Consider the following 24,623-nt stretch of genomic DNA (forward strand, 5'->3'; position numbering starts at 1 on the left):
ATCAGCGCGCGGCGCCGGTCAGCACGCCTTGCAGGTGTTCGGCGACGGGGCCCAGCGCCAGCGCCGGGACATAGGTCAGCGCGCCAACCATCAGCACCGAGCCTGCCAGCAGCACCACGAACAGCGCGCCGTGCGTGGGCATGGTGCCGCCGGTGGCCGGCAGCTTCGGCTTGGCCGCCAGCGAACCCGCCAGCGCCAGCACCGGGATCACGATCCAGAAGCGGCCGAACCACATCGCCGCGGCCAGCAGCGTGTTGTAGAACGGGGTGTTGGCCGACAGGCCCGCGAACGCGCTGCCGTTGTTGTTGGCCGCCGACGACAGCGCGTAGAGGATTTCGGAGAAGCCGTGCGTGCCCGGGTTGAGCACCCCCGCGCGCCCCGCGCCCGCCATCACCGCCACCGCCGTGCCCAGCAGTACCAGCAGCGGCGTGACCAGGATCACGATCACGGTCATCTTCATTTCGAAGGCCTCGATCTTCTTGCCAAGATATTCCGGCGTGCGGCCGATCATCAGGCCGGCGATGAACACCGCCAGCACCGCATAGACCAGCATGCCGTACAGGCCCGAGCCGACCCCGCCTAACACCACCTCGCCCAGCTGCATCAGCAGCATCGGCACCATGCCGCCCAGCGCGGTGAAGGAATCGTGCATGGCGTTGACCGCGCCGCACGACGCCGCCGTGGTGACCGCCGCGAACAACGCGGAGGCGGCCACGCCGAAGCGCGTTTCCTTGCCTTCCAGGTTGCCGCCCGCCTGCAGCGCGGAACCCGCGTGATCCAGCGGCAGCGCGGACAACACCGGCCCCGCATGCTGCTCGGCGAGCGCGGCCAGGCCAGCCATGGCCACGAACAGCAGCGTCATCGCCGCCAGCACCGCCACGCCCTGCCGGCGGTCCTTCACCATCTCGCCGAAGGTGAAGCACAGCGCTGCCGGGATCAGCAGGATCGCCAGCATCTCGATCAGGTTGGACAGCGCGGTCGGGTTCTCGTACGGATGCGCGGAGTTGGCGTTGAAGAAGCCGCCACCGTTGGTGCCCAGCATCTTGATCGCTTCCTGCGACGCCACCGGCCCCATCGGCAGTGTCTGGGTGTACGCCATGGCTGGATGGCTCAGCGCCTGGCCCCGGGCATCGGTGACAGGCGCGCCAGCGGCGTCGGTCACCGGCTGGCTGTACGCCACCGGACGTAGCAGCGTGGCATCGCGATTGCCGCTGAAATTCTGGATCACGCCCTGGCTGGCGAGCACCAGCGCGATCACCGAGGCCAGCGGCACCAGCACGTACAGCGTGATGCGCGTCAGGTCGACCCAGAAGTTGCCGATTACGTTTGCGCGTTGGCGCGCAAACCCACGGATCAGGGCAAACACCACCGCGATCCCCGTAGCCGCGGAGACAAAGTTCTGCACCGTCAGCGCCAGCATCTGCGTCAGGTAGCTCATGGTCGATTCGCCGGCATAGCCCTGCCAGTTGGTATTGGTGACGAAGCTCACGGCGGTGTTGAAGGCCGAATCCGGCGACACCGCGCCAAAGCCCTGCGGATTCAGCGGCAGCCAGCCCTGCAGGCGCTGCAGCGCATAAACCGCCAACGCGCCAAGCAGGTTGAAAGCGAGCACGGCCAGTGCGTATTGCCGCCAGCCCATCTGCGCCCCGCCCTGCACGCCGGAGAGCCGGTATAGCGCGCGCTCGAGCGGACGGCCCCAGGCGGTCAGCCGAAAGCCGTCGTCTTCGACCGCGCGGCGCAGGTAGCGGCCAAGCCATGGCGCCAGCGCCAGCAGGATGGCCAGGTAAAGGGCCAACAGGCCCGGGAAATCGGTCGGCATCAGAACTTCTCCGGACGGCACAGCGCAATCAGCAGGTAGAGGAAGACGGCCACGGCAAGCACGCCGGCCAGCAGTTCGGTCCAGTCCATCAGCGTTCTCCGCCGGTGGCTGCGTCCGGCTGCGGCCGGTCCGCGGGCATCACAGGCCGCGCCGGGCCCCACAGCCATGCGCATAGCGCAATAAGGGCGACGCTGGCGGCGCCGAAGGCAATCAGAACGAGCAGGAACATCGCATCCATAGCGGGCTGAATCGTGAGTGGCAGACGTCACCCAGATTAGGGATGCGGGGATAAAAACGGGATAGAAAGAGCCGCTGCGCCTGTAAAAACGGTATAAAGACGCCTCGCGCCTCCGCGCTGACCCTGGCGGCTCGCCTTAAGTGCTGGAACGGTAACACTCCACCCGGCCGCCACGCGTACATTGCACTGCATTCTTGACAGCGTCGTCGTATACATGCCATAGTTACGGGCGTATAGCATTCATGGAAACCGGTACTGTCAGGCTCCAGTTGTATTCGGACCTGGCGCTATCACCCCTGACACTGGTTGCACGGACTGAAACGTCCACATCTTTCAGGTTCGCGGGGGCGCACCAGGGCATCAGCCCGGCGTGCAATACCAGTCGCTCCGGCGACCGCAGTTTCCCCCCGTGTGAACCAGCCGCCCTGGCGGCAATCCCCTAAAGGACTGAATTGACTAAGATCGTCTTGAAACCCGGTGAGCCCGTTGAAGTTGCAATGCGGCGTTTCCGTCGCGCCATTCTGCAGACTGGCCTGATCGTTGAACTCAAGAGCCGTACCGCTTACGAGAAGCCGACGACCGAGCGCAAGCGCAAGAAGAAGGCCGCCGAAGCACGCCTGCGCAAGCGCCTGCGCATGCAGATGCTGCCGAAGAAGATGTACTGATTTCAGTACGCTTCGCTGCCTGGCAGTGCCAGGCAAGAAAAAACCGCCAGCTCGCTGGCGGTTTTTTTGTGCCCGCGCGCGGGCGGGGGGCTCGCCTGCGGGGGACCGCGGCGTCTGCTGCACCGCGCCACCTGAGCGCGCCGCCGATGACCGGCATAATGTCGGCAATTGCGCCGTTGCGGCGCCACACCGGACCCTGCCTTGACTGCCATCCTCGAGTTGCGCAAGGTGCGCAAGCAATACGGCGACACCATCGTGGTCGACGATCTCGACCTGCAGGTATTCCGCGGCCAGTGTTATGGGTTGCTGGGCCCCAACGGCGCCGGCAAGACCACCACGCTGCGACTGCTGCTGGGCCTGACCACGCCGATGGCCGGCACGCTGACGCTGTGCGGCGAGCCCATCCCGGAGCGCGCGCCGCAAGCGCGCATGCGCGTGGGCGTGGTGCCGCAGTTCGACAATCTCGACCCGGACTTCTCGGTGATCGAGAACCTGCGCATTTTCGGGCGCTACTTCGGGCTGTCGTCGGCCGAGATCGAGCGCCGCGTGCCGAAGCTGCTGGAATTCGCCCGGCTGGAGAACCGCGCCGACGCCCAGGTGCGCGACCTCTCGGGCGGCATGCGCCGGCGCCTGACCGTGGCGCGCGCGCTGATCAACGACCCCGACCTGCTGGTGATGGACGAACCCACCACCGGCCTGGACCCGCAGGCGCGCCACCTGATCTGGGAGCGGCTGAAGTCGCTGATGGCCAGCGGCAAGACCATCCTGCTGACCACGCACTTCATGGAAGAAGCCGAACGGCTGTGCAACTACCTGTGCGTGATCGACGGCGGCCGCAAGATTGCCGAGGGCAAGCCGCACGAGCTGATCGACAGCCAGATCGGCTGCGACGTGGTCGAGATCTATGGCGATGAACTGGACACGCTGCGCGGCGCGCTCACGCCGCTGGCGCAGCGCACCGAGATGAGCGGCGAGACGCTGTTCTGCTACGTGCGCGAGCCCGCCCCGCTGCTGGCGGCGCTGCACGGCAGGAGCGGCGTGCGCTACCTGCACCGCCCGGCCAATCTCGAGGACGTCTTCCTCAAGCTGACCGGCCGCGAGATGCGGGACTGAATGCGGGACTGAACCAAGGGACGACATGAGCGAACAGGATCCCCGCGCGGACGCCACCGACGCCTCCGCCTCCGGCACCGCGGTGCGGCAGACCTATCCGCAGCCGCTGCTGCCGCGCAACCTGCGCAACTGGATGATGGTCTGGTACCGCAACTACATGGTGTGGAAGAAACTGGCCATCCCGTCGATGATCGGCAACCTGGCCGACCCGATGATCTACCTGTTCGGGCTGGGGCTCGGGCTGGGGCTGATGGTCGGGCAGGTCAACGGCGTGTCGTATATCGCCTTCCTGGCGGCAGGCACCACCGCGTCGAGCGTGATGATGTCGGCCAGCTTCGAGTCGATGTATTCCGCGTTCTCGCGCATGCATGTGCAGCGCACCTGGGAAGCGATCATGCATGCCCCGCTGACGCTGGGCGACGTGGTGCTGGGCGAAATCGCCTGGGCCGCCAGCAAGGCCGTGCTGTCGGGGCTGGCCATCATGCTGGTGGCGGGCGGGCTAGGCTATGCGCAGATGCCGGGGGCGCTGCTGGCGCTGCCGGTGATCGTGCTGGCCGGGATCGCCTTCGCCGCGCTGGCGATGATCGTCACCGCGCTGGCGCCCAGTTACGACTTCTTCATGTTCTACCAGACCCTGGTGATGACCCCGATGCTGCTGCTGTCGGGCGTGTTCTTTCCGCTGGAACAGCTGCCCGAAGGCGTGCAGGCAGCCACCAAGGTCCTGCCGCTGGCGCATGCCGTGGCACTGATTCGCCCGCTGATGCTGGGCCGCCCGGTCGACGGCGCCGGCTTGCACCTGGCGGTGCTGGGCGCCTATGCGGCAGGCGCGCTGGTGGTGTGCCTGGTGCTGCTGCGCCGCCGGCTGCTGCGCTGACACCGGCGCCTGGCTCAACAATTACCTGTTCGCTCGATGTCCTATTCCCTTCCCCGATTGCGCCGAACCCTGCGCAACCACAGCGGCGCATCCGCTACCCTGCTGCGCGCCGCGCTGGCGCTTGCAGGCGCATGCGCCACGGCATTGCTCGCCGGGTGCATGGTGGTCGGCGCCACCGTGGCCGTCGGCAGCGCCGCAGTGTCGACAGTCACCACGGTGGGCTCGGCGGCGGTCAGCGTGGCCTCGACCGCGGTCAGCACCACCTATGACGTCACCGCCGCCGGCGTGAAAGCGGTGGCGGGCGGCGACGAGCCGGCCGCGCCGGCGGCGCCGGCCACGGTGCAGTAGCGCCTCAGTCGCCCAGCCCGCGCAGCAGGTCGGCCTTCAGGTCCGCCACCGACTCCAGCCCCACCGCCAGGCGGATCAGCCCTTCGCCCACGCCGGCGGCCGCCTTGGCCTCGGGGCTCACGCGCGCGTGCGTGGTGGTGTACGGGTGCGTGATGGTGGTGCGGGTGTCGCCCAGGTTGCCGGTGATCGAGCACAGGCGCGTGTTGTCGATCACGCGCCAGGCATTGGCGCGCTGCTGCTCGGGCGTGGCGCCCTTGAGTTCGAACGACACGATCGCCCCGCCGCCGCTTTGCTGGCGCATGGCGATCTGGTGCTGCGGATGGGACGGCAGCGCCGGGTGGAACACGCGCGCCACGGCCGGGTGCGATTCCAGGAACTGCGCCAGCGCCAGCGCGCTGGACGAATGGCGTTCCATGCGGATCGCCAGCGTTTCCATGCCCTTGAGCAGCACCCAGGCGTTGAATGCCGACAGCGTCGGCCCGGCGGTGCGCACGAACGGAAACACCTTGCCCATGATGAAGTCGTGCGTGCCCAGTACGGCGCCACCGAGCACGCGGCCCTGGCCGTCGATATGCTTGGTGGCGGAGTGCACCACGATGTCGGCGCCGAACTTCATCGGCTGCTGCAGCGCGGGCGAGCAGAAGCAGTTGTCGACCACCAGCAGCGCATTGGCGTCGTGGGCAATGTCCGCGACGGCCGCGATGTCGGCCACCTCGGTCAGCGGATTCGACGGGGTTTCCAGGAAGAACAGCTTGGTGTTCGGGCGGATCGCCGCACGCCACGCTTCCAGGTCGGTGGGATCGACAAAGGTGGTCTCGACGCCGAACTTGCCGAAGATATTGTTGAACAGCGTCATGGTCGAGCCGAAGATCGCGCGCGAGCTGACCAGGTGGTCGCCGGCCTGCATCGACGACAGCACCACCGACAGGATCGCGCTCATGCCCGAGGCGGTCGCCATGCAGGCCTGCGCCCCTTCCAGCGCGGCCAGGCGCGACTGGAACATCGACACGGTCGGGTTGGTGAAGCGCGAATAGGTGTAGCCCTCTTCGGAGTTGGCAAAGCGCTCGGCCGCTTCGGCGGCGCTGTTGAAGCAGAAGCTCGAGGTCAGGTACATGGCCTCGGAGTGCTCCATGAAGTCGCTGCGCAGCGTGCCGGCGCGCACGCCGAGGGTATCGATGCCGAGCGATTCGGGATTGAGCGGTTGGTTCATGCTGGTGGCGCGGTCGTACCCGCGCGAATGCGATGGTTTCGACAAGCCGCGCACCGGCCCCGGGTGGTCGGCGCGCGGCCATGAAAAAAGCCCGTGCGATCGGATGGTCGGATCGACGGGCTTGCTGTTCTGCGAATCGCCTTGGGCTTCAGGCTGTGGCGGCCGGCTTCCGGGCATCGCGGCGCCGGCAAGGCGCTGCGCATCGGGAATCGTTGCTGGCCGCCATCTCTTTAGCTGTTTCGGGCTGTACCCGCGTCCGCAAGCTGACTGTCAAATCGACGCCCGGCCATGTTACGGCCGGGCGTCGCATTCGTCAACGCGCCTGGGGCCCCTTACTCGTTGCCGCCGGAGCGCTGCAGGTGCAGCTGCGAGCGCTCGGTGTCACCGCCGGTGCCGTCGCGGTCGGCCTGGCTGCGCGCGGTTTCCAGGCGCTCCAGGTAGGCCTCGTCGATATCGCCGGTGATGTAGCGGCCGTCGAAACAAGAGGCGTCGAAGTCCTTCAGCGCCGGATTGATGTCACGCACGGCCTGCTTCATCGCTTCCACGTCCTGGTACACCAGCTTGTCCGCGCCGATGATCCGGGCGATCTCTTCGTGGGTGCGGTTGTGCGCGACCAGTTCGCTGCGGGTCGGCATGTCGATGCCGTACACGTTGGGGAACTTCACCGGCGGCGCGGCCGAGGCGAAGATCACCTTGTTGGCGCCGGCGTCGCGCGCCATCTGCACGATCTCGAACGAGGTGGTGCCGCGCACGATCGAGTCGTCGACGATCAGCACGTTCTTGCCCTTGAACTCCACGCCCATGGCGTTGAGCTTCTGGCGCACCGACTTCTTGCGCACCGCCTGGCCGGGCATGATGAAGGTGCGGCCGACGTAGCGGTTCTTGAAGAAGCCTTCGCGGTAGTTGACACCCAGGCGGTTGGCCACCTGCATCGCGGCCGGCCGGCTGGAATCGGGGATCGGCATGACCACGTCGATATCGCCGGCCGACACCTCCTGGCGGATCTTCTCGGCCAGGTAGTCGCCCATGCGCAGGCGCGCGTCATAGACCGGCACGCCGTCGATGCACGAATCCGGGCGGGCCAGGTAGACGTACTCGAAGATGCACGGGGTCAGCACCGCGTTGTCGGCGCACAGCTTGGTGTAGAGCTTGCCGTCGAGGTCGATGAAGATGGCCTCGCCCGGCGCCACGTCGCGCTCGAGCTTGTAGCCGATGCCTTCCAGCGCCACCGACTCCGACGCCACCATCCATTCCTTGCCGGTCGGGGTTTCGACGCTGCCCAGGCACAGCGGGCGGATGCCGAACGGGTCGCGTACCGCCAGCATGCCGTAGCCGGCGATCTGCGCGGCGATGGCATACGAGCCGCGCACGCGGCGGTGCAGGCCGCTGACTGCCTTGAAGATGGTGTCGGGGTCCAGCGCCATGCCGTTGCTGGCGCGCTGCAACTCATCGGCCAGCACGTTCAGCAGCACTTCGGTGTCCGAGTGCGTGTTGATGTGGCGGCGGTCGCGGCGGAACATCTCCTCGCGCAGCTGTTCCCAGTTGGTGAGGTTGCCGTTATGCGCCAGGATCACGCCGTAAGGGGCGTTGACGTAGAACGGCTGCGCCTCTTCTTCGCTGGAAGCCGAGCCCGCGGTCGGATAGCGCACCTGGCCGATGCCGGCGGCGCCCGGCAGGCCGCGCATGTTGCGGGTGCGGAAGACATCGCGCACCAGGCCGTTGGCCTTGTGCATGTGGAAGGTACTGCCGTTGGCGGTGGCGATGCCGGCAGCATCCTGTCCGCGATGTTGCAACAACAGCAGGCTGTCATAAATCAATTGGTTGACGGGCGTGGATGACACCACACCGACGATACCGCACATGCCAAGCTCCCAGGAAAGGCTTTGATTCAGGGGCGCAGCCTGGTCCGGCATATCCTCCGGACCCCAAGGCCTGCGTTACTACCAGCCGCGCAACGTGCCCGGCCCTATGTCTTCACGTTGATGTCTTCACGTACTTTGCCAGTTCCGGTGGCAGCCAGGGCTTCACCGATTCCATGGCTTGCATCACATACGGACGGCTCACCGCATCGCGCCAGAACGGTTCTTCCGGCAATTTCGTCAGGCTGGCCAGCGTCACCATCACCATCACCAGCAGCACGCCGCGCAGCAGGCCGAACACCAGCCCGAGGCCGCGGTCGGCGGGCTTGAGCCCGGTGGTCTCGAGCAATTGCCCAACCACCATGCCGGCCAGCGACGCCCCCAGCACGGTGCCGATCAGCAGCACCACGAAGCCCAGCGCATGGCGAGCTAGCTCGCCGCCCGGCAAGGATTCGGGCATCCAGGCGGCCGCCACCGCGCCGTAGCGGAACGCCACCCAGAACGCCACCACCCAGCCGATCAGCGACAGCACCTCGCGCACCAGCCCGCGCAACACGCCCAGCAGGCCCGAAGCCAGCAGTATGAAGACCACGGCATAGTCGAAGAAAGTCGGCTGCATCGTTGCTGGCGGCCGGGCACACGCACCGGCCGTGGCTGCCTTTACTGTTCCACGACCTTCGAGGTCAGCCCCACTGCCCGCACGCGCTTGTCGGCGGCGTCGGCGGCATCGCGGTCGCTGAAGGGCCCGGCGCGCAGCAGGATGCGCTCGCCATCGGCCAGCACTTTCTTTTCGACATAAGCAGGCACCTTGCTCGCCTTGAGCTTGGCCAGCCAGCCGCGGGCGCGCTCTTCGGAAGAAAACGCGCCGATCAGGATCAGGTACTTGCCGCTGCCGGACTTGGCTTCGGCCTTGGCTTCAGGTTTCGCTTCGGCCCTTGTCTCGGTCCGCTGCGCGGGTTTTTCCGCGGCAGCCGCCGCGGCCTTGGGCGTATTGACGGGATTGACGATTTCCTCGCCGGCATCGAGCGCCGCGGCATCGTTGCGCGCGGCCGGCGCGGGCGGCAGCGGATCCGCCTTGCGCGGCTCGACGCGCGGCTTCTGCGTGCCGGTGACGCCGTTGGCGACCTTGACCGAGACATCGTCCGACACCGGCCGCGGCTTGGTCTCGAACACGATCGGCAGCACGATCACGGCGGCCACCATCAGCACCACGGCGCCGATCAGCCGGCGGCGCGCGCGCTGCTTCTGCGGGAATTCAGGGTCTAGCGTGTCGTCGGCATACTCGTCGGCCAGGCGGCGCGACGCGGCGATGCCTGCACCCGGGTCGGTGCGCTGGCGCCGCGCACGCTCGGGTGCCGGGTCGGTGCCCTTGCGGGAAGAAAACAGCGAAAGCAGGCCCATAGATTGGTTCGGTGATACGGCCCGGTGGGCCGCTCGTTGCGTTTGCCGCTCAGTGATCGGCCAAGGCCGCCGGGGTTGCCAGGTCAGCGCGCGCCGCGACGCCCGCTTCAGTTAGCCTGCGTGGCACGGTAGGCCATCACGCCGGCGACGGTATAGAACGATCCGAAGACCAGAATTCTATCATTCTCGGTGGCTCGCTCGATGGCGTCGCGGAATGCCGCCTCGGGGCTGGAAAAGCAGGCCGCGGTGGCATCCGGGCCGGGGCGGAATCCGCCCGCTTCGAGCTTGGCCAGCAGGTCCGCGGCGCTGGCGGCGCGTTCGGTCGGCAGGTCGCACAGGCACCAGTGGTCGACCTTGTCGGCCACATGCTGCAGCACGCCGGCAATATCCTTGTCCTGCATCGCGCCGAACACCGCATAGGTGTAGCGGAAGAAGCCCATGTTCTCCAGGTTCTGCCCGAGCGTGGCGGCCGCATGCGGATTGTGCGCCACGTCGAGGATCACGGCCGGACGACCCGGCAGCACCTGGAACCGGCCCGGCAGCTCGACGAAGGCCAGGCCGTTGCGGACTTCCTGCGCGCTCACCGGCAGCCGTTCGCGCAGCGCCTGCAGCGCGGCCAGCGCGGCTGCCGCGTTGAGCAGCTGGTTGGCGCCGCGCAGGGCCGGATAACCTAGGCCGTTGAGCTTGCGCCCGCCGCCGCTCCAGTCCCATTGCTGGCGCTCCTGGCCCTTGGCGGCCTGGAAATGGTAGTCGCGGCCCACCAGCCACAATTCGGCGCCGACCGCTTCGGCGTGCGCCACGAGCGACTTGGGCGGCACCGGGTCGCCGCAGATCGCCGGCACGCCCGGACGGAAGATGCCGGCCTTCTCGAAGCCGATTTCCTCGCGGGTGTGGCCCAGGTACTGGGTATGGTCGATATCGACGCTGGTGATGATCGCGCAATCGGTATCAATCACGTTGACGGCGTCGAGCCGCCCGCCGAGGCCCACCTCGAGGATCATCGCGTCGAGCCCTGCCGCGGCGAAGGCGTGCAGGATGGCCAGCGTGGTGAACTCGAAATAGGTCAGGCTGATCGGGTCGGCAAAGCTGGTGCGGGCGCGCTCGACCGCCTCGAAATGCGGCAGCAGCTGCGCATCGGTGGCGATCTCGCCATTGATGCGGGCGCGCTCGTTGAACGAAATCAGGTGCGGCGAGGTATGGCAGCCCACCTTGTAGCCGGCCTCCAGCAGGATGCGCTCCAGCATGGCGCAGGTCGAGCCCTTGCCGTTGGTGCCGCCCACCGTGAACACCACGGCGTCGATGCGCAGCCCGAGGGCCTCCTTTACGCGCGTGATACGCGCCAGGCCCATGTCGATGCCCACGGGGTGGGCGGTTTCGAGATGGGCAAGCCATTCGGGGAGCGTGTGGAAGACAGGCATTTCGGGTGTGCGAGGAAAGCGTTTGCTACCAGATTCGGGCAGGCGGGGGCAAAGTCAAGGGCCGTCGCCGCGGGCGTCCAGAAAAGGCGAAAGGCGCGTCAACCACCCGCGCCTTCGGTACCGCGATCGTTGCGGCGTTATGCCACCGCGTCGGCGGGCTGCTTCTGCAGCAGCGCCAGCAGCTGCGCCAGTTCAGCGCGCATCTTGCGGCGGTCGACGATCATGTCGATGGCGCCCTTGGTCAGCAGGAATTCCGAGCGCTGGAAGCCTTCCGGCAGCTTCTCGCGCACGGTCTGCTCGATCACGCGCGGACCGGCAAAGCCGATCAGCGCCTTGGGCTCGGCAATCACCACGTCGCCGAGGAAGGCGAACGAGGCCGACACGCCGCCCATGGTCGGGTCGGTCAGCACGCTGATGAAGGGCAGCTTGCTTGCGCTCAGCTGGTTCAGCATCGCCGTGGTCTTGGCCATCTGCAGCAGCGACAGCAGGCTTTCCTGCATGCGCGCGCCGCCGGTGGCGGTAAAGCAGATGAACGGCACCTTCTGCTCCAGCGCGGCCTGCGCGCCGCGCACGAAGCGCTCGCCCACCACCGAGCCCATCGAGCCGCCCATGAACTCGAACTCGAAGCAGCTCGCCACCACCGGGATGGTGTGGATGGCACCGCCCATCACCACCATGGCATCGGTTTCGCCGGTGTCTTCCATGGCGGCCTTGATGCGGTCCGGGTACTTCTTGGAATCCTTGAACTTGAGCGCGTCGACCGGCACGATCTCCTGGCCGATCTCATAGCGGCCTTCGGCGTCCAGCAGCGCGTCCAGCCGTGCGCGTGCGCGGATGCGCATATGGTGGTCGCACTTGGGGCAGACGTGCAGGTTGGCCTCGACGTCGGTCCGGTACAGGGTGGACTCGCACGACGGGCACTTGACCCACAAACCCTCAGGGATACCCTTGCGGGTGCTGGGGTCGGTCTGTTGAATCTTGGGGGGCAGGAGTTTATCCAACCAGCTCATGAAAGCTCCTTTCGGATGACTGCGGTCCGCCGGGCAGGCCCGTGGTCGGGGCGCCGGTTGGCGGAAGGCAGGGAATCAACCCGCGAATTTACCATGCCGGCCCGGCCAGCTCGAAGCGCAACGCACGAATTGCGCACAACAATGCACCTTCCGCGCGTCCCGAGACCGACAATGGATCACTTCAGCTATCCAGCGCCTGCCGGATTTCGGCGATGAACGCCTGCAGCGCCGGCACCGCCCGGTCGCGCGGGGTATCTTCCAGCAACTGCACCAGGCGGCTGCCGATGACCACGGCATCGGCCACGCTGCCGATCGCGCGCGCGGTCTGCGCGTCGCGGATGCCGAACCCTACCCCTACCGGCAGGTTGGCGTGCTGCTTGATCAGCGGCAGGCGCGCCGCCACGCTGTCGAGGTCGATCGCGGCCGAGCCGGTCACGCCTTTGAGCGAAACGTAGTACAGGTAGCCGCTGGCCACGCGCGCAACCGCCTCGATGCGGGCATCGGTCGAGGTCGGCGCCAGCAGGAAAATCGGGTCCATGCCGTGGTCGCGCATCAGCCCGGCGAACGACTCGCACTCCTCGGGCGGGTAGTCGACCACCAGCACGCCATCCACGCCGGCCGCGCTGGCGGCCTTGGCAAAGGCCTCTTCCCCCATGCGCTCGATCGGATTGGCATAGCCCATCAGCACCACCGGGGTGTCGGCATTGGTCTGGCGGAACTCGCGCACCCACTGCAGCACCTGCGTGAGCGACACGCCCTGCGCCAGCGCGCGCTCGGAAGCGCGCTGGATCACCGGGCCGTCGGCCATCGGGTCGGAGAACGGCACGCCCAGCTCGATCACGTCGGCGCCGCCCGCCACCAGCGCGTGCATCAGCGCCACGGTCAGGCCGGGCTCGGGATCGCCGGCGGTGATGAACGGGATCAGGCCCTTCTTCTGCTGCGCGGCCAGCGCCGCGAACGTCTTCTGGATACGGGACATATCAAGGAATCAGGTGAGGCCGCGGCGCCGGCGAGACATCGTCGTTGGCGGCGGCCAGGGTTGGGGCGGCGGCGGGCTCGATCGCGGGCATGGCTTGCGCAGCCGCGGCCACGCGCCCGCACGCCACCTGCACGTACTCCGGGTTGATCTCGTAGCCGACAAAGCGCCGGCCGTGGCGCAGGCAGGCCACCGCGGTGGTGCCGCTGCCGGCGAACGGATCCAGCACCAGGCCGCCCGGCGGGCAGCTCGACAGCACCATGCGCTCGACAATCTCCAGCGGCTTCTGCGTCGGATGGTTGGCGCGCTCCGGGTCCTGGCGGTGAATGCGCGAGACGCTCCACAGGTCCTTCGGGTTGTAGCCCACCTCCAGCCACTTCTTGCCTTCGAAACGCGGCCGGCTGCGCGCCTTCTTGGTCTCGGGGTCGTACGGGATGCGCACCGGGTCGAGATCGAAGTAGTAGTCGCGCGCCCTGGCAAAGAAGCCGATGTTGTCGTGCACCGACGAGAACTTGCGCGTGGTGCCACCCATGCTGGGCACGCGGCGGTCCCAGATGATCTCGTTGATCATGGTCAGGCGCCGCTTCAGCATGACGAACAGTTCCGGCGAGTACTGCCACGTGCAGAACAGGTAGAGCGTGCCCTTGGGCGCGAGCTTGGGCACCACGGCGTCCATCCAGCGCTCGGACCAGTCCAGGTAGGCCTGGCCCGACAGCAGGTCGGAATCATTGCCGTAGTCCTTGCCCAGCCCGTAAGGCGGATCGGCGACGATCAGGTCGACCGAGCCGTCCGGCAGGCGAGCAATGCCCTCGAACATGTCTTCCTGGAACAGGCGCAGCGGGGCGGAATCGGGCGCCCCGGCAACATCCGGCGCGCCCGCGCCGCCCACGGCAAGTCCGGTCGGAGGCAGCGCGCGCATCAGAGCTTGAGCCCCGCGCGCTCGGCCACGGTGTGCATGTCCTTGTCGCCGCGGCCGGACAGGTTCACCAGCAGGAGCTTGTCCTTGGGCAGCGTCGGCGCCAGCTTGCAGGCATAGGCGATGGCGTGGCTCGATTCCAGCGCCGGGATGATGCCCTCGATGCGGCAGCAGTCGTGGAAGGCCTTGAGCGCTTCTTCATCCGTGACCGGCACGTACTGCGCGCGGCCGCTGTCCTTGAGCCAGGCATGCTCGGGGCCGACGCCGGGGTAGTCCAGGCCGGCCGACACCGAATGGGTCTCGATGATCTGGCCGTTGTCGTCCTGCAGCAGGTAGGTGCGGTTGCCATGCAGCACGCCCGGCGTGCCGCCGGTCAGCGAGGCCGCGTGGCGGCCGGTGTCGAGGCCATCGCCGGCGGCTTCCACGCCGATCAGCTGCACGTCCTGGTGCTCGATATACGGGTAGAAGATGCCCATGGCATTGGAGCCGCCGCCGACGCAGGCGATCACGGCATCCGGCTGGCGCCCGGTCATTTCCGGCATCTGCACCTTGGCTTCCTCGCCGATCACGCACTGGAAGTCGCGCACCATCATCGGGTACGGATGCGGGCCGGCCACGGTGCCGATGATGTAGAAGGTGTTCTCGACATTGGTGACCCAGTCGCGCATGGCTTCGTTGAGCGCGTCCTTGAGGGTGCGCGAGCCGCTTTCCACCGGCACCACGGTGGCGCCAAGCAGCTTCATGCGGTAGACGTTGGCGGCCTGCCGCTTGACGTCCTCGGCCCCCATGTAGACCACGCACTCCATGCCGAAGCGGGCGGCGATGGTGGCCGTGGCCACGCCGTGCTGCCCTGCCCCGGTCTCGGCGATCACGCGCGGCTTGCCCATGCGCCTGGCCAGCAGCGCCTGGCCGATCACGTTGTTGATCTTGTGCGCGCCGGTGTGGTTCAGGTCTTCGCGCTTGAAGTAGATCTGCGCGCCGCCGAGCGTCTCGCTCCAGCGCTGCGCGTGGTAGATCGGCGACGGGCGGCCGACGAAGTGCTTCAGTTCGCGGCGGAATTCGGCGTCGAACTGCGGGTCCTTCTGGGAGTGCGCATAGGCCTCGCGCAGCTCATCGAGCGCGTGGACCAGCGTCTCGGAAACGAAGGTGCCGCCATAGGGGCCGAAATGGCCACGGGAATCGGGCAGGTCGTACATGTCTAGGCTCTTCGGAACAGCGGCCTTGCCTCGCTCGGCAGGCTCGCCTGGTTGACTGGGTGCGCGATGCCCGCTCAGGAGCGGCGGGCGCGGTATGCGGAAGGGATCGGGCTTCGACCCGGCTCATCCGGCGCTGGCGCTGCGGACAGCGCGCACGAACTCGGCAATGCGGGCGTGGTCCTTCACGCCCTTGGCGGCCTCTACCCCGCTGCTGACGTCCACGGCGTAGGGGCGCACGCGTTCAATCGCGCCAGCGACGTTTTGCGCGTTCAACCCACCACTCAAAACGATGCGAGGAGCGCCGCTTGCGTTCGGGTTGCCGGTAGCTGGTACCGGGGGAGTAGGCGGAAGCCATGCCGGAGGAATCAGGGTCCAGTCGAAGACGTGGCCGCCACCACCGTAGCCTTCGACGAAGGCATCGAGCAGCAAGGCAGCGGCATCACGGTATTGATCGGCGAATTCTATCAAATCAAGGCCGGGTCGGACACGGGCGGCGCGCAGGAACGGCAGCCGGCAGCGCTGCGCGGCCTGGATGCAGAACTGCGGGGTTTCGTCGCCATGCAGCTGCAGCAGCGTCAGCGGCACACGCTCGGCCACGTGGGCGATGTCTTCCAGCTCGGCGTTGACGAACAGGCCCGTCACCGCGACGAACGGCCCGGCGGCCTCGGCCAGCGCCGCGGCTTGCGCCACCTCGACGTAGCGGGGACTGTTGGGGTAGAACACCAGCCCGATCGCGTCCGCGCCCGCATCGACCGCGGCGCGCACGTCGTCCTCGCGGGTCAGGCCGCAGATCTTGATGCGGGTGCGCTGCGGCAGGTGCGCCGCACTGCCCTCAGGCTGCGTCATCGAACACTCCATGGAACAGGCTCGCGGATGGATCGGCCGCTGGGATCGGGTAAGCATCAGGATACTTGACCCCGACCAGGTAGAGGCCGTCCGGCATGAAAGTCGGCGCTGCCAGCTTGCGGTCGCGCCCGGCCAGCACTTGCGCCAGCCACTGCGGCGGGTAGCGACCGCGCCCCACCGCCACCAGGCAGCCCATCAGGTTGCGCACCATGTGATGCAGGAAGGCGCTGGCGCGGAAGCGCAGGAACACCCAGTTGCCGTCGTCGCGGATGGTGACGTCATACATGGTCTTGACCGGCGACTTGGCCTGGCACTCGGCGGCGCGGAACGCGGAAAAATCGTGCTCGCCGATCAGGTGCGCCGCGGCTGCGCGCATGGCCTCCACGTCGAGCCGTTGCCCGGGCGGCAGCATCTGGTAGCCGGCGCGCCCATGGACCATCGGCACCCGGTGCGGACCGGTGTAGAGCGCGTAGTAGTACATGCGCTCGTACGCCAGGAAGCGGGCATGGAAGCCTTGATCAACCGGCAGGGCCCATTGCAGCGCGATCGAGGGGGGCAGGAAGGCATTGACGCCACGCACCCAGGAAAATGGCTCGCGCTGGAGCTCGGTATCCAGGTGGATCACCTGCCCCAGCGCGTGCACGCCGGTATCGGTGCGCCCGGCGACGGTGGTCAGCAGGCGCACGCCGGCAAAGCGCTCGATCGCGTCTTCGAGGCGATCCTGCACGGTGTTGCGGTGCGGCTGCGACTGCCATCCGGAAAAGGCGGCGCCGTCATAGTGCAGCCCAAGTGCGATGCGGTTCATGTGAGGGGATAAGGCGTGGCGACAAGCAATGCGCCCGGAAAAGCAAATGCGCCGGAAGGGACGCTTCCGGCGCATCGCTTCAAGCCACGGCAGCGCCTGCCGCGGCCGGACCGCCAATGATAGCTCAGGCCACTTCGAGCAACAGCGAGCGGGCTTCCGCCTGCAGCGGATCCTGCGACTGCTCGACCACTTCCTGCAGCAGTTCGCGCGCGCCCTCCTTGTCGCCGATCTCGATATAGGCGCGGGCCAGGTCCAGCTTGATCTGCATGTCGCGGCCGCTGTCCATGCCCTCGGTCGACAGCGTGCTCGGGGAAACGCTCTGGCCGAGGCCGCCGCCGGTGTCGGGCGCCACCCGCGACAGGTCGATCGGCTCGGCCAGCTTGCCGTCGCGCAGCATGGTGGGGGCGGGCAGGGGCACCTCCGCCTCGTCCAGCGCGGCACGGCCACCGGCATCGCCTTGCGCGACGCTGCCGAGGTCCAGCGACAGTCCCGAGATGTCGAATTCCAGCGGGCGGCCGCGGGTGGGCGTGTCGAGCGTCGGCACGTCGTCGGCGAGCGGATCGGCGCCCGGCAGGTCCATGTCGAGACGTACCGCCTCGCCAGGCTCCGGCGTGCCGAACGCCATGGCCGCCGAGGCCGGCGCGACGATAGGGTCGCCGGCGGCCGGCGCCGGGAAGGCCTCCAGCGGCAGCGCGAACTCGCCCAGCGACGGCTCCAGCCGCGCGATCGAGGCCGGATTGTGCGACGGATCCTGCGTGCGCCACTGGTCGGTGGCCGGCGATGCCGTCTCGGGGCCGGCAGCGTCGGGCGACACCACCAGGAACAGCGCATTGCCGGGTTCCAGCGTGCGCCCCATTTCCGCTGCCTTCAGCCATTCCGGTCCGCGTCCGCCGGTCTGGGCGAACATTTCTTCTGCAATCACGCGGAACCCTTCCACATCCTGTCTGTTGCTGTAAATCTCCAGGAGCTTGAGCCGTACCGGCTGCTGCTCCGGGTGTTTCTCCAGGGCTTCGCGCAGGATTTCCTCTGCCTGCACATCGCGTCCGTAGGCGATATAGACCTCGGCCTCGGCGATCGGGTCGACCTCGTTGGCTTCCGGCGTGTTGTTGCCGATGCGGAAGTCGGCGCCGAACACGCTGTGCTGCGAGGTGTCGACGCTCTGGCCGCCGGCGGTGCCGAATAGCGAATTGGCGCCGGCCATCACCGTGCTTTCCTGCGACAGGATGCTGTCGCCGAAGCCGGTGGCCTCGCCCTCTTTCTGCTTCTGGCGGCGGCGATAGAGCGCATACACGCCCAGCAGGGCCACCACCAGGCCAGCGCCCGGCAGCAGCATGGGGTTGGCCAGCAGGCCATCGAGGAACGACGGTTCGGGCACCGGCTCAGGCTGCGCCGCTACTGCCGGCACCGGCTTGGCGACGGGGGTCGAGGCGGCGCCCGGTTTCGCGTTGGCGGCCACGTCCGCGGCCGGCTGCGAGGCTGGCGCCGCGGCCACGGCGGACGCTGCCACGGGCGCCACGGCGTCCGCGGCACTGGCGCCGGCCACTGGCACGGCAGGCGCGCTCGCCGCATTCGCGACCGCTGCCGCGGTTGCCGCGGCCGCAGCGGTGTTCGCCGCCACGGCATCGGCCTTCGGCGGCTGGGCCGGCACCACGGACGGCGCCGCGGCAGCCGCCCTGGCGGCGGCATCCGCCTTTTCCTTGTCGGCCAGTGCGGCCTGGTTGGCCTGGCTCAGCTTGGCGATCTCGGCGTTCTTCAGCTCGAGCAGCTTCTGCATGTCGCCGACGTTCTTTTCCAGCTGCGCCAGACGGGCCTCGGCTTCCTTCAGCTGGCGCTCGCGCGCGACCCCGGCTTCGGCCTTGGCCGCGGCGTCGGCCTGCGCGCCACGCGCGGCCTTGCTGAGTTTCAGTTCATCGCGCGGGCCGTCGGTTGGCGCCGCCTGCTCCTGCACCCGGGCGGTCACGTTGCCGGATTGCTGGCGGCCGCTGTCGGGCTCGACCGACCGGGCCGCGGCGGCGCTGGCCAGCCGGCTGCGGTAGGCATCGAAGCCCTGCGTGCGTGCCACCACTTCGCGGCGCGCGGCCCTGGGCGTCACGGCCTGCGCCTGCTGCTGGGTCGGCACCTGCAGCACCGCGCCGCTGCGCAGCCGGTTCATGTTGCCGCCAATAAAGGCATTGGGGTTGTTGCGGTAGAGCGCCACCAGCATCTGGTCCAGCGACACCGATTCCTGGCCCTGCACGGCTTCGCCGGCAATGCCATAGAGCGTGTCGCCGCGCTGCACGGCATAGCCGCCGCCGGGAGCCATGTCCGTGCCGGCGGCTGGCGCCGCGGCGCGCCTGGCGCTCTGGCGCGCGGGTCGGGCCGGTGCGGCGGGCCTGGCCGCCGCGGCCTCGGCCGCGGGCGCAGCTTGCTGCGTCGGTGCGGGCGGCGCGGTGAGCGCATCGGGCGTGGCCGCCTGCACCACCGGTGCCGGCGAGAAAGTCTGGTTGGCAGGGCGAGCGCCGGCAGGATCGAGCAGGAAGGTGTAGGCGCGCGAGACCTTGCCGCTGGCCCAGCTCATGTCGACCAGGATATCGACGAAGGGCTCGCTGATGGGCTGGCTGGAACGCACTCGTGCCACGTAACTGCCGTTGGCGCGGCGCTCCACTTCCAGCCGCAGGCTGCCGACCGCAGGCAGGTAGGTCAAGCCGGCCGCGGCATAGGCGGCAGGTGGCGCCAGCTTGACGCTGAGCGCCGCGGCCTCCTCGGCGGTGACCCCACTGATGTCGATTTCAGCCTGCAGCGGCTGCCCCAGATTCGACTGAACCCGCAATTGCCCGAACCCCGCGGCATACGCAGCCGGCTGCGCGAGCAGCAGGCCCAGTGCCGTGACGGCCAGCGTTGACCAGCGCTGACGGGCAGTAGGCGCATCTTTCCGGCGATGTTGGCTCACACTCACCTTGTGCTCCGTTATGTTTTAGTAGCGATATGAATCGACAAACCGACCCCATAAACCAGGTCTGCCCGGCTGGCGGGACATTCTGAACGGTCCCTTTGCCAGCCCGTGCGCAGTTGCCGGCACCTACCGGCGCGGGGCGCATGCCGGCGTATTGTGACGCATCGCCCGGAAAAAGAGGCGCCCGGATACAACAACGCCGCGCATGGGCGCGGCGTCGTAAGCAAAGCGGTACATTCTGTTGCCTGGCTGCAACGAACACAATCAGGCAACAGCGGGCAGCCCGCGATCAGGACTCGATCAGGATACGCAGCATGCGGCGCAGCGGCTCGGCCGCGCCCCACAGCAGCTGGTCGCCGACCGTGAAGGCCGACAGGTACTCGCCGCCCATCTGCATCTTGCGCAGGCGGCCGACCGGGATGGTCAGCGTGCCGGTCACGGCTGCGGGCGTCAGGCCGGTCATGCTGGCCTCACGCGTGTTCGGCACCACCTTGGCCCACGGGTTGTGGGCGGCCAGCATGCCTTCGATCTCGTCGAGCGGCACATCCTTGCGCAGCTTGATGGTCAGCGCCTGCGAATGGCAGCGCATGGCGCCGATGCGCACGCACAGGCCGTCGACGGCGATCGGCGTGGCGCCGGTAGCGCCCAGGAAGCCCTCGCCGCGGCCCAGGATCTTGTTGGTCTCGGCGCCGCCCTTCCACTCTTCCTTGGACTGGCCGTTGCCCAGGTCCTTGTCGATCCAGGGGATCAGGTTGCCGGCCAGCGGCACGCCGAACTGCTTGGTTTCTTCCGCCGACAGGCCGTGCTGGGTCGCCAGGATCTGGCGGTCGATTTCCAGGATGGCCGACGCCGGGTTGTCCAGCAGCGGCTTCACCGACGCGTTCAGCGTGCCGAACTGGGTCAGCAGTTCGCGCATGTGCTGCGCGCCACCGCCCGATGCCGCCTGGTACGTCATCGAGGTCATCCACTCGATCAGGTCGGCCTGGAACAGGCCACCCAGGCCCATCAGCATGCAGCTGACCGTGCAGTTGCCGCCGATGAAGTTCTTTACGCCCTTGGACAGCGCGTCCTTGATCACACCCTGGTTGACCGGATCGAGCACGATGATGGCATCGTCCTTCATCCGCAGCGACGACGCCGCGTCGATCCAGTAGCCCTTCCAGCCCGCCGCGCGCAGCTTGGGGAAGACCTCGTTGGTGTAGTCGCCGCCCTGGGCGGTCAGCACCACGTCGCACTTCTTCAGTGCCTCGATGTCGTTGGCATCCTTCAGCGTGGTTTCGTTCTTCGCCATGGCGGGCGCCTTGCCGCCGGCGTTGGACGTGCTGAAGAAGACGGGCTCGATATGGTCGAAATCACGCTCTTCCTGCATGCGCTGCATCAGGACGCTGCCGACCATTCCCCGCCAACCGACGAGACCTACAATCATGATTTACCTCGGATGTGATTTTTACTTCCCCGCCATTTTCCTCGCCCGGCGTGGCTGCGCGGGGAAGACGGGCAGGCACGACGAACGGATCTAGGCGATCGCGGTTTTAATAATGGTTTTAATCGTCGTTGCGGTCTGGCCGAGCGAAGTCGTGCCGACCGGGCCGCGGGTAGCGGTCAGGGCGACAACAGCAGTCAGGGTGGACTGGGAGAATCGGGCCATCGGCAGAGTCTACACGATTTTGCGGCGCTGCCGCAGCGTGGAAACAAGGGGACGAATGAAACAAGGGCACCGCGTCTGCGATGCCCCTTTTGCATGTGACTTACAGTGCCGCCAGCACCGCGTCACCCATCTCGCGCGTGCCGACCTGCTTGCAGCCCGGCGTCAGGATGTCGCCGGTGCGGTAGCCCTGGGCCAGCACCTTCTTGACGGCGTTCTCGATGCGATCGGCCTGCTCGGCCTTGTTCAGCGAGTAGCGCAGCATCATCGCCGCCGACAGGATGGTGGCCAGCGGGTTGGCCACGCCCTTGCCGGCGATATCCGGCGCCGAGCCGTGCGACGGCTCGTACAAACCCTTGTTGTTGGCATCCAGCGACGCCGACGGCAGCATGCCGATCGAGCCGGTCAGCATCGCCGCCTCGTCCGACAGGATGTCGCCGAACATGTTGCCGGTGACGATCACGTCGAAGCTCTTTGGCGCCTTGACCAGCTGCATGGCCGCGTTGTCGACATACATGTGCGACAGCTCGACTTCCGGATATTCCTTGCTGACATCGATCACGATGTCCTTCCAGAACTGGAAGGTCTCGAGCACATTGGCCTTGTCGACGCTGCACAGCTTCTTGCCGCGCTTGGCCGCGGCCTGGAACGCCACATGGGCGATGCGGCGGATTTCCGGCTCGCTGTAGCGCATGGTGTCGAAGGCTTCGCGCGCGCCCTGGAACAGGCCGTCCGGCGCTTCGCGCAGGCCGCGCGGCTGGCCGAAGTAGATATCGCCGTTCAGCTCGCGCACGATCAGGATGTCGAGGCCGGCCACCAGCTCGGGCTTCAGGCTCGAGGCGCCGGTCAGCTCCGGATAGCAGATCGCTGGACGGAAGTTGGCGAACAGCTGCAGGTGCTTGCGCAGGCCAAGGATGGCCTGCTCGGGGCGCAGCGCGCGCTCGAGGCTGTCGTACTTCCAGTCGCCGACGGCGCCGAACAGGATGGCATCGGCTTGCTTGGCCAGCTTCAGCGTGTTCTCCGGCAGCGGATGGCCCTCGGCCTCGTAGCCGGCGCCGCCAACCGACGCGGTTTCCAGTTCGAACTTCTCGTCGAGCGCGTTCAGGACCTTGACGGCCTCTGCAACGATTTCGGGACCGATGCCGTCACCCGGCAGGACTGCGATCTTCATTGTTGTCTTTCCTCGTTGAGCCTTATCCGACCAGGCGGTTGTTCAGCCACGGCATCTTCGCCACGCGCTCGGCTTCATAGGCCTTGATCTTGTCGGCGTGGCGCAGGGTCAGGCCGATATCGTCGAAGCCATTCAGCATGCAGTACTTGCGGAACGGGGCGATGTCGAACTCGTAGCCCTGCCCCGACGGTGTCATCACGACCTGCTTGTCCAGGTCGATGGTGAGCTGGTAGCCGTTGAACGCATTGGTTTCGTTGAACAGGTGGTCGACCTGCTGCTCGCTCAACGCCACCGGCAGCAGGCCGTTCTTGTAGCAGTTGTTGAAGAAGATGTCGGCAAAGCTGGGCGCGATCACGGCGCGGAAACCGTATTGCGTCAGCGCCCACGGCGCGTGCTCGCGCGAGCTGCCGCAGCCGAAATTGCGGCGCGCCAGCAGGATCGACGCGCCCTGGTAGCGCGGCTGGTTCAGCACGAAGTCCGGATTCAGCGGACGCTTGCTGTTGTCCATGCCGGGCTGGCCGACATCCTTGTAGCGCCATTCGTCGAACAGGTTGGGGCCGAAGCCGGTGCGCTGGATCGACTTCAGGAACTGCTTCGGGATGATGGCGTCGGTATCGACGTTCTCGCGGTCGAGCGGCGCGACCAGGCCGCTGTGTACGGTGAACTTTTCCATGTGCTCTGTCCTTGCTTGTTCAGCCCAGCTTGCGGATATCGACGAAATGGCCCTCGATGGCCGCGGCCGCGGCCATCGCCGGGCTCACCAGGTGGGTGCGCCCGCCCGCGCCCTGGCGGCCTTCGAAGTTGCGGTTCGAGGTCGAGGCGCAGCGCTCGCCGGCGTCGAGGCGGTCGGCATTCATCGCCAGGCACATCGAGCAGCCCGGCTCGCGCCATTCAAAGCCAGCCGCCTTGAATATCTGGTCCAGGCCTTCGCGCTCGGCCTGCTCCTTGACCAGGCCCGAGCCCGGCACCACCATCGCCAGCTTCACGTTGGCGGCAACCTTGCGGCCCAGCTTCTGCACCACCCACGCGGCGGCGCGCATGTCCTCGATGCGGCTGTTGGTGCACGAGCCGATGAAGACCTTGTCGATATTGATGCTCTCGACCGGCACGTTGGGCTGCAGGCCCATGTATTCCAGCGCGCGCTCCATCGCGTTGCGCTTGTTGGGGTCCTTTTCCTTCTCGGGATCCGGCACGCGGTCTTCGATGCTGATCACCATTTCCGGCGACGTGCCCCAGGTTACCTGGGGGCGTACGTCTTCCGCGCGCAGCTCGACCACCTGGTCAAAGTGCGCGCCGGCGTCGGAATGCAGCGTGCGCCAGTAGCGCACGGCCTGCTCCCATTCAACGCCCTGCGGCGCGTACGGGCGGCCCTTGACGTATTCGAGCGTGACGTCGTCCACCGCCACCAGGCCGGCGCGCGCGCCGGCTTCGATGGCCATGTTGCAGACCGTCATGCGGCCTTCCATGGTCAGGTCGCGGATGGCCGAGCCGGCGAACTCGATGGTGTAGCCGGTGCCGCCCGCGGTACCGATCTTGCCGATCACGGCCAGCACGATGTCTTTGGCGGTGCAGCCCCGCGGCAGCTTGCCTTCGACCTTGACCAGCATGTTCTTGGCCTTCTTGCCCAGCAGCGTCTGCGTGGCCAGCACGTGCTCGACTTCCGAGGTGCCGATGCCGTGCGCCAGCGCGCCGAAAGCGCCGTGCGTGCTGGTATGCGAGTCGCCGCACACCACCGTCATGCCCGGCAGCGTCGCGCCCTGCTCCGGCCCGATCACGTGCACGATGCCCTGGCGATGGTCGTTCATCTTGAACTGGGTGATGCCGTAGCTGTCGCAGTTCGCATCCAGCGTATCGACCTGCAGCTTCGACACCGGATCGGCGATGCCCTGGCTGCGATCCGTGGTCGGCACGTTGTGGTCCGACACCGCCAGGTTGGCGCTGATGCGCCACACCGGGCGCTGCGCCAGCTTCAGGCCCTCGAACGCCTGCGGGCTGGTCACTTCATGCAGCAGGTGGCGGTCGATGTAGAGCAGCGTGGTGCCGTCTTCCTCGACGTGGACGGTGTGGTCATCCCAGAGTTTGTCGTAGAGCGTCTTGGCCATGATGCGATGGCGGGACCGATGGCCGTGCCTGGGCAGGCCGGCCTGCGGGGACCGCGCAGTAGTTTGCAGGGGTTTTGTC

General features: G+C 67.5%; 23 protein-coding genes. 4 read left to right on the forward strand and 19 right to left on the reverse strand.

Annotated elements, in window-relative coordinates; translation table 11 throughout:
• Window position 1: 1 nt before the first annotated feature.
• On the reverse strand, window positions 2-1,819 hold the full coding sequence (kdpA, locus tag E5S69_RS28545; RefSeq protein ID WP_171517805.1) for a potassium-transporting ATPase subunit KdpA: 1,818 nt from the start codon (window positions 1,817-1,819) through the stop codon (window positions 2-4).
• Window positions 1,819-1,908, reverse strand: a complete 90-nt coding sequence (locus E5S69_RS28550) for a potassium-transporting ATPase subunit F (RefSeq protein WP_171517806.1) — start codon at window positions 1,906-1,908, stop codon at window positions 1,819-1,821. Before E5S69_RS28550 ends, kdpA begins: the two co-directional genes overlap by 1 nt.
• A gap of 601 nt (window positions 1,909-2,509) precedes the next feature.
• Between E5S69_RS28550 and rpsU the strand changes: the two genes are divergently transcribed.
• From rpsU to E5S69_RS28570, 4 genes are all read left to right on the forward strand, one after another.
• Window positions 2,510-2,722: a 30S ribosomal protein S21 gene (gene rpsU / locus E5S69_RS28555; RefSeq protein WP_010814647.1), complete on the forward strand. Its 213-nt coding sequence runs from the start codon at window positions 2,510-2,512 to the stop codon at window positions 2,720-2,722.
• 201 nt (window positions 2,723-2,923) lie between these two features.
• Window positions 2,924-3,835 carry a nodulation factor ABC transporter ATP-binding protein NodI gene (gene nodI, locus E5S69_RS28560; protein ID WP_171517807.1) on the forward strand — a complete coding sequence of 304 codons (912 nt, stop codon included), beginning with the start codon at window positions 2,924-2,926 and terminating at the stop codon, window positions 3,833-3,835.
• Between the two features lie 25 nt (window positions 3,836-3,860).
• A complete protein-coding gene (locus E5S69_RS28565; protein ID WP_171517808.1) occupies window positions 3,861-4,709 on the forward strand; it encodes an ABC transporter permease in 849 nt (282 codons plus the stop codon).
• Window positions 4,710-4,745: 36 nt separating this feature from the next.
• A complete protein-coding gene (locus tag E5S69_RS28570) occupies window positions 4,746-5,057 on the forward strand; it encodes a hypothetical protein (protein WP_236901460.1) in 312 nt (103 codons plus the stop codon).
• A gap of 4 nt (window positions 5,058-5,061) precedes the next feature.
• Here the strand turns inward: E5S69_RS28570 and E5S69_RS28575 are convergent, their stop codons facing one another.
• The 17 genes from E5S69_RS28575 to leuC all read right to left on the reverse strand — a co-directional run bounded on the left by E5S69_RS28575 (window position 5,062) and on the right by leuC (window position 24,544).
• Window positions 5,062-6,267: an O-succinylhomoserine sulfhydrylase gene (locus tag E5S69_RS28575; protein WP_171517809.1), complete on the reverse strand. Its 1,206-nt coding sequence runs from the start codon at window positions 6,265-6,267 to the stop codon at window positions 5,062-5,064.
• 332 nt (window positions 6,268-6,599) lie between these two features.
• Window positions 6,600-8,129, reverse strand: a complete 1,530-nt coding sequence (gene purF, locus E5S69_RS28580; RefSeq protein ID WP_171517810.1) for an amidophosphoribosyltransferase — start codon at window positions 8,127-8,129, stop codon at window positions 6,600-6,602.
• Window positions 8,130-8,241: 112 nt separating this feature from the next.
• The gene (locus tag E5S69_RS28585; protein ID WP_171517811.1) at window positions 8,242-8,745 is read right to left on the reverse strand and encodes a CvpA family protein; all 504 of its coding nucleotides are present in this window, start codon (window positions 8,743-8,745) and stop codon (window positions 8,242-8,244) included.
• 41 nt (window positions 8,746-8,786) lie between these two features.
• Complete coding sequence (locus E5S69_RS28590; protein ID WP_171517812.1) at window positions 8,787-9,527, reverse strand: SPOR domain-containing protein; 741 nt, start codon at window positions 9,525-9,527, stop codon at window positions 8,787-8,789.
• A 107-nt stretch (window positions 9,528-9,634) separates the two neighbouring features.
• Window positions 9,635-10,945: a bifunctional tetrahydrofolate synthase/dihydrofolate synthase gene (gene folC, locus E5S69_RS28595; RefSeq protein ID WP_171517813.1), complete on the reverse strand. Its 1,311-nt coding sequence runs from the start codon at window positions 10,943-10,945 to the stop codon at window positions 9,635-9,637.
• A gap of 137 nt (window positions 10,946-11,082) precedes the next feature.
• A complete protein-coding gene (accD, locus tag E5S69_RS28600) occupies window positions 11,083-11,955 on the reverse strand; it encodes an acetyl-CoA carboxylase, carboxyltransferase subunit beta (RefSeq protein WP_171517814.1) in 873 nt (290 codons plus the stop codon).
• Between the two features lie 181 nt (window positions 11,956-12,136).
• The gene (gene trpA / locus E5S69_RS28605) at window positions 12,137-12,934 is read right to left on the reverse strand and encodes a tryptophan synthase subunit alpha (protein WP_171517815.1); all 798 of its coding nucleotides are present in this window, start codon (window positions 12,932-12,934) and stop codon (window positions 12,137-12,139) included.
• Window position 12,935: 1 nt separating this feature from the next.
• Window positions 12,936-13,850: a DNA-methyltransferase gene (locus E5S69_RS28610; RefSeq protein WP_171517816.1), complete on the reverse strand. Its 915-nt coding sequence runs from the start codon at window positions 13,848-13,850 to the stop codon at window positions 12,936-12,938.
• The gene (trpB, locus tag E5S69_RS28615) at window positions 13,850-15,043 is read right to left on the reverse strand and encodes a tryptophan synthase subunit beta (protein WP_171517817.1); all 1,194 of its coding nucleotides are present in this window, start codon (window positions 15,041-15,043) and stop codon (window positions 13,850-13,852) included. Before trpB ends, E5S69_RS28610 begins: the two co-directional genes overlap by 1 nt.
• 123 nt (window positions 15,044-15,166) lie before the next feature.
• Window positions 15,167-15,889: a phosphoribosylanthranilate isomerase gene (locus tag E5S69_RS28620; protein WP_171517818.1), complete on the reverse strand. Its 723-nt coding sequence runs from the start codon at window positions 15,887-15,889 to the stop codon at window positions 15,167-15,169.
• Window positions 15,876-16,694 carry a tRNA pseudouridine(38-40) synthase TruA gene (truA, locus tag E5S69_RS28625; RefSeq protein ID WP_171517819.1) on the reverse strand — a complete coding sequence of 273 codons (819 nt, stop codon included), beginning with the start codon at window positions 16,692-16,694 and terminating at the stop codon, window positions 15,876-15,878. Before truA ends, E5S69_RS28620 begins: the two co-directional genes overlap by 14 nt.
• Window positions 16,695-16,818: 124 nt before the next feature.
• The gene (locus E5S69_RS28630) at window positions 16,819-19,629 is read right to left on the reverse strand and encodes a FimV family protein (RefSeq protein ID WP_171517820.1); all 2,811 of its coding nucleotides are present in this window, start codon (window positions 19,627-19,629) and stop codon (window positions 16,819-16,821) included.
• 286 nt (window positions 19,630-19,915) lie between these two features.
• On the reverse strand, window positions 19,916-21,052 hold the full coding sequence (gene asd, locus E5S69_RS28635) for an aspartate-semialdehyde dehydrogenase (RefSeq protein ID WP_171517821.1): 1,137 nt from the start codon (window positions 21,050-21,052) through the stop codon (window positions 19,916-19,918).
• A gap of 90 nt (window positions 21,053-21,142) precedes the next feature.
• The gene (locus E5S69_RS32705; RefSeq protein WP_272871743.1) at window positions 21,143-21,274 is read right to left on the reverse strand and encodes a hypothetical protein; all 132 of its coding nucleotides are present in this window, start codon (window positions 21,272-21,274) and stop codon (window positions 21,143-21,145) included.
• 100 nt (window positions 21,275-21,374) lie between these two features.
• On the reverse strand, window positions 21,375-22,442 hold the full coding sequence (gene leuB / locus E5S69_RS28640) for a 3-isopropylmalate dehydrogenase (RefSeq protein ID WP_171517822.1): 1,068 nt from the start codon (window positions 22,440-22,442) through the stop codon (window positions 21,375-21,377).
• A 22-nt stretch (window positions 22,443-22,464) separates the two neighbouring features.
• The gene (gene leuD / locus E5S69_RS28645; protein ID WP_171517823.1) at window positions 22,465-23,115 is read right to left on the reverse strand and encodes a 3-isopropylmalate dehydratase small subunit; all 651 of its coding nucleotides are present in this window, start codon (window positions 23,113-23,115) and stop codon (window positions 22,465-22,467) included.
• Between the two features lie 19 nt (window positions 23,116-23,134).
• On the reverse strand, window positions 23,135-24,544 hold the full coding sequence (leuC, locus tag E5S69_RS28650; RefSeq protein ID WP_171517824.1) for a 3-isopropylmalate dehydratase large subunit: 1,410 nt from the start codon (window positions 24,542-24,544) through the stop codon (window positions 23,135-23,137).
• Between the last annotated feature and the right edge of the window lie 79 nt (window positions 24,545-24,623).

The organism is Cupriavidus necator (assembly GCF_013141915.1).
GTDB lineage: Bacteria > Pseudomonadota > Gammaproteobacteria > Burkholderiales > Burkholderiaceae > Cupriavidus > Cupriavidus necator_B.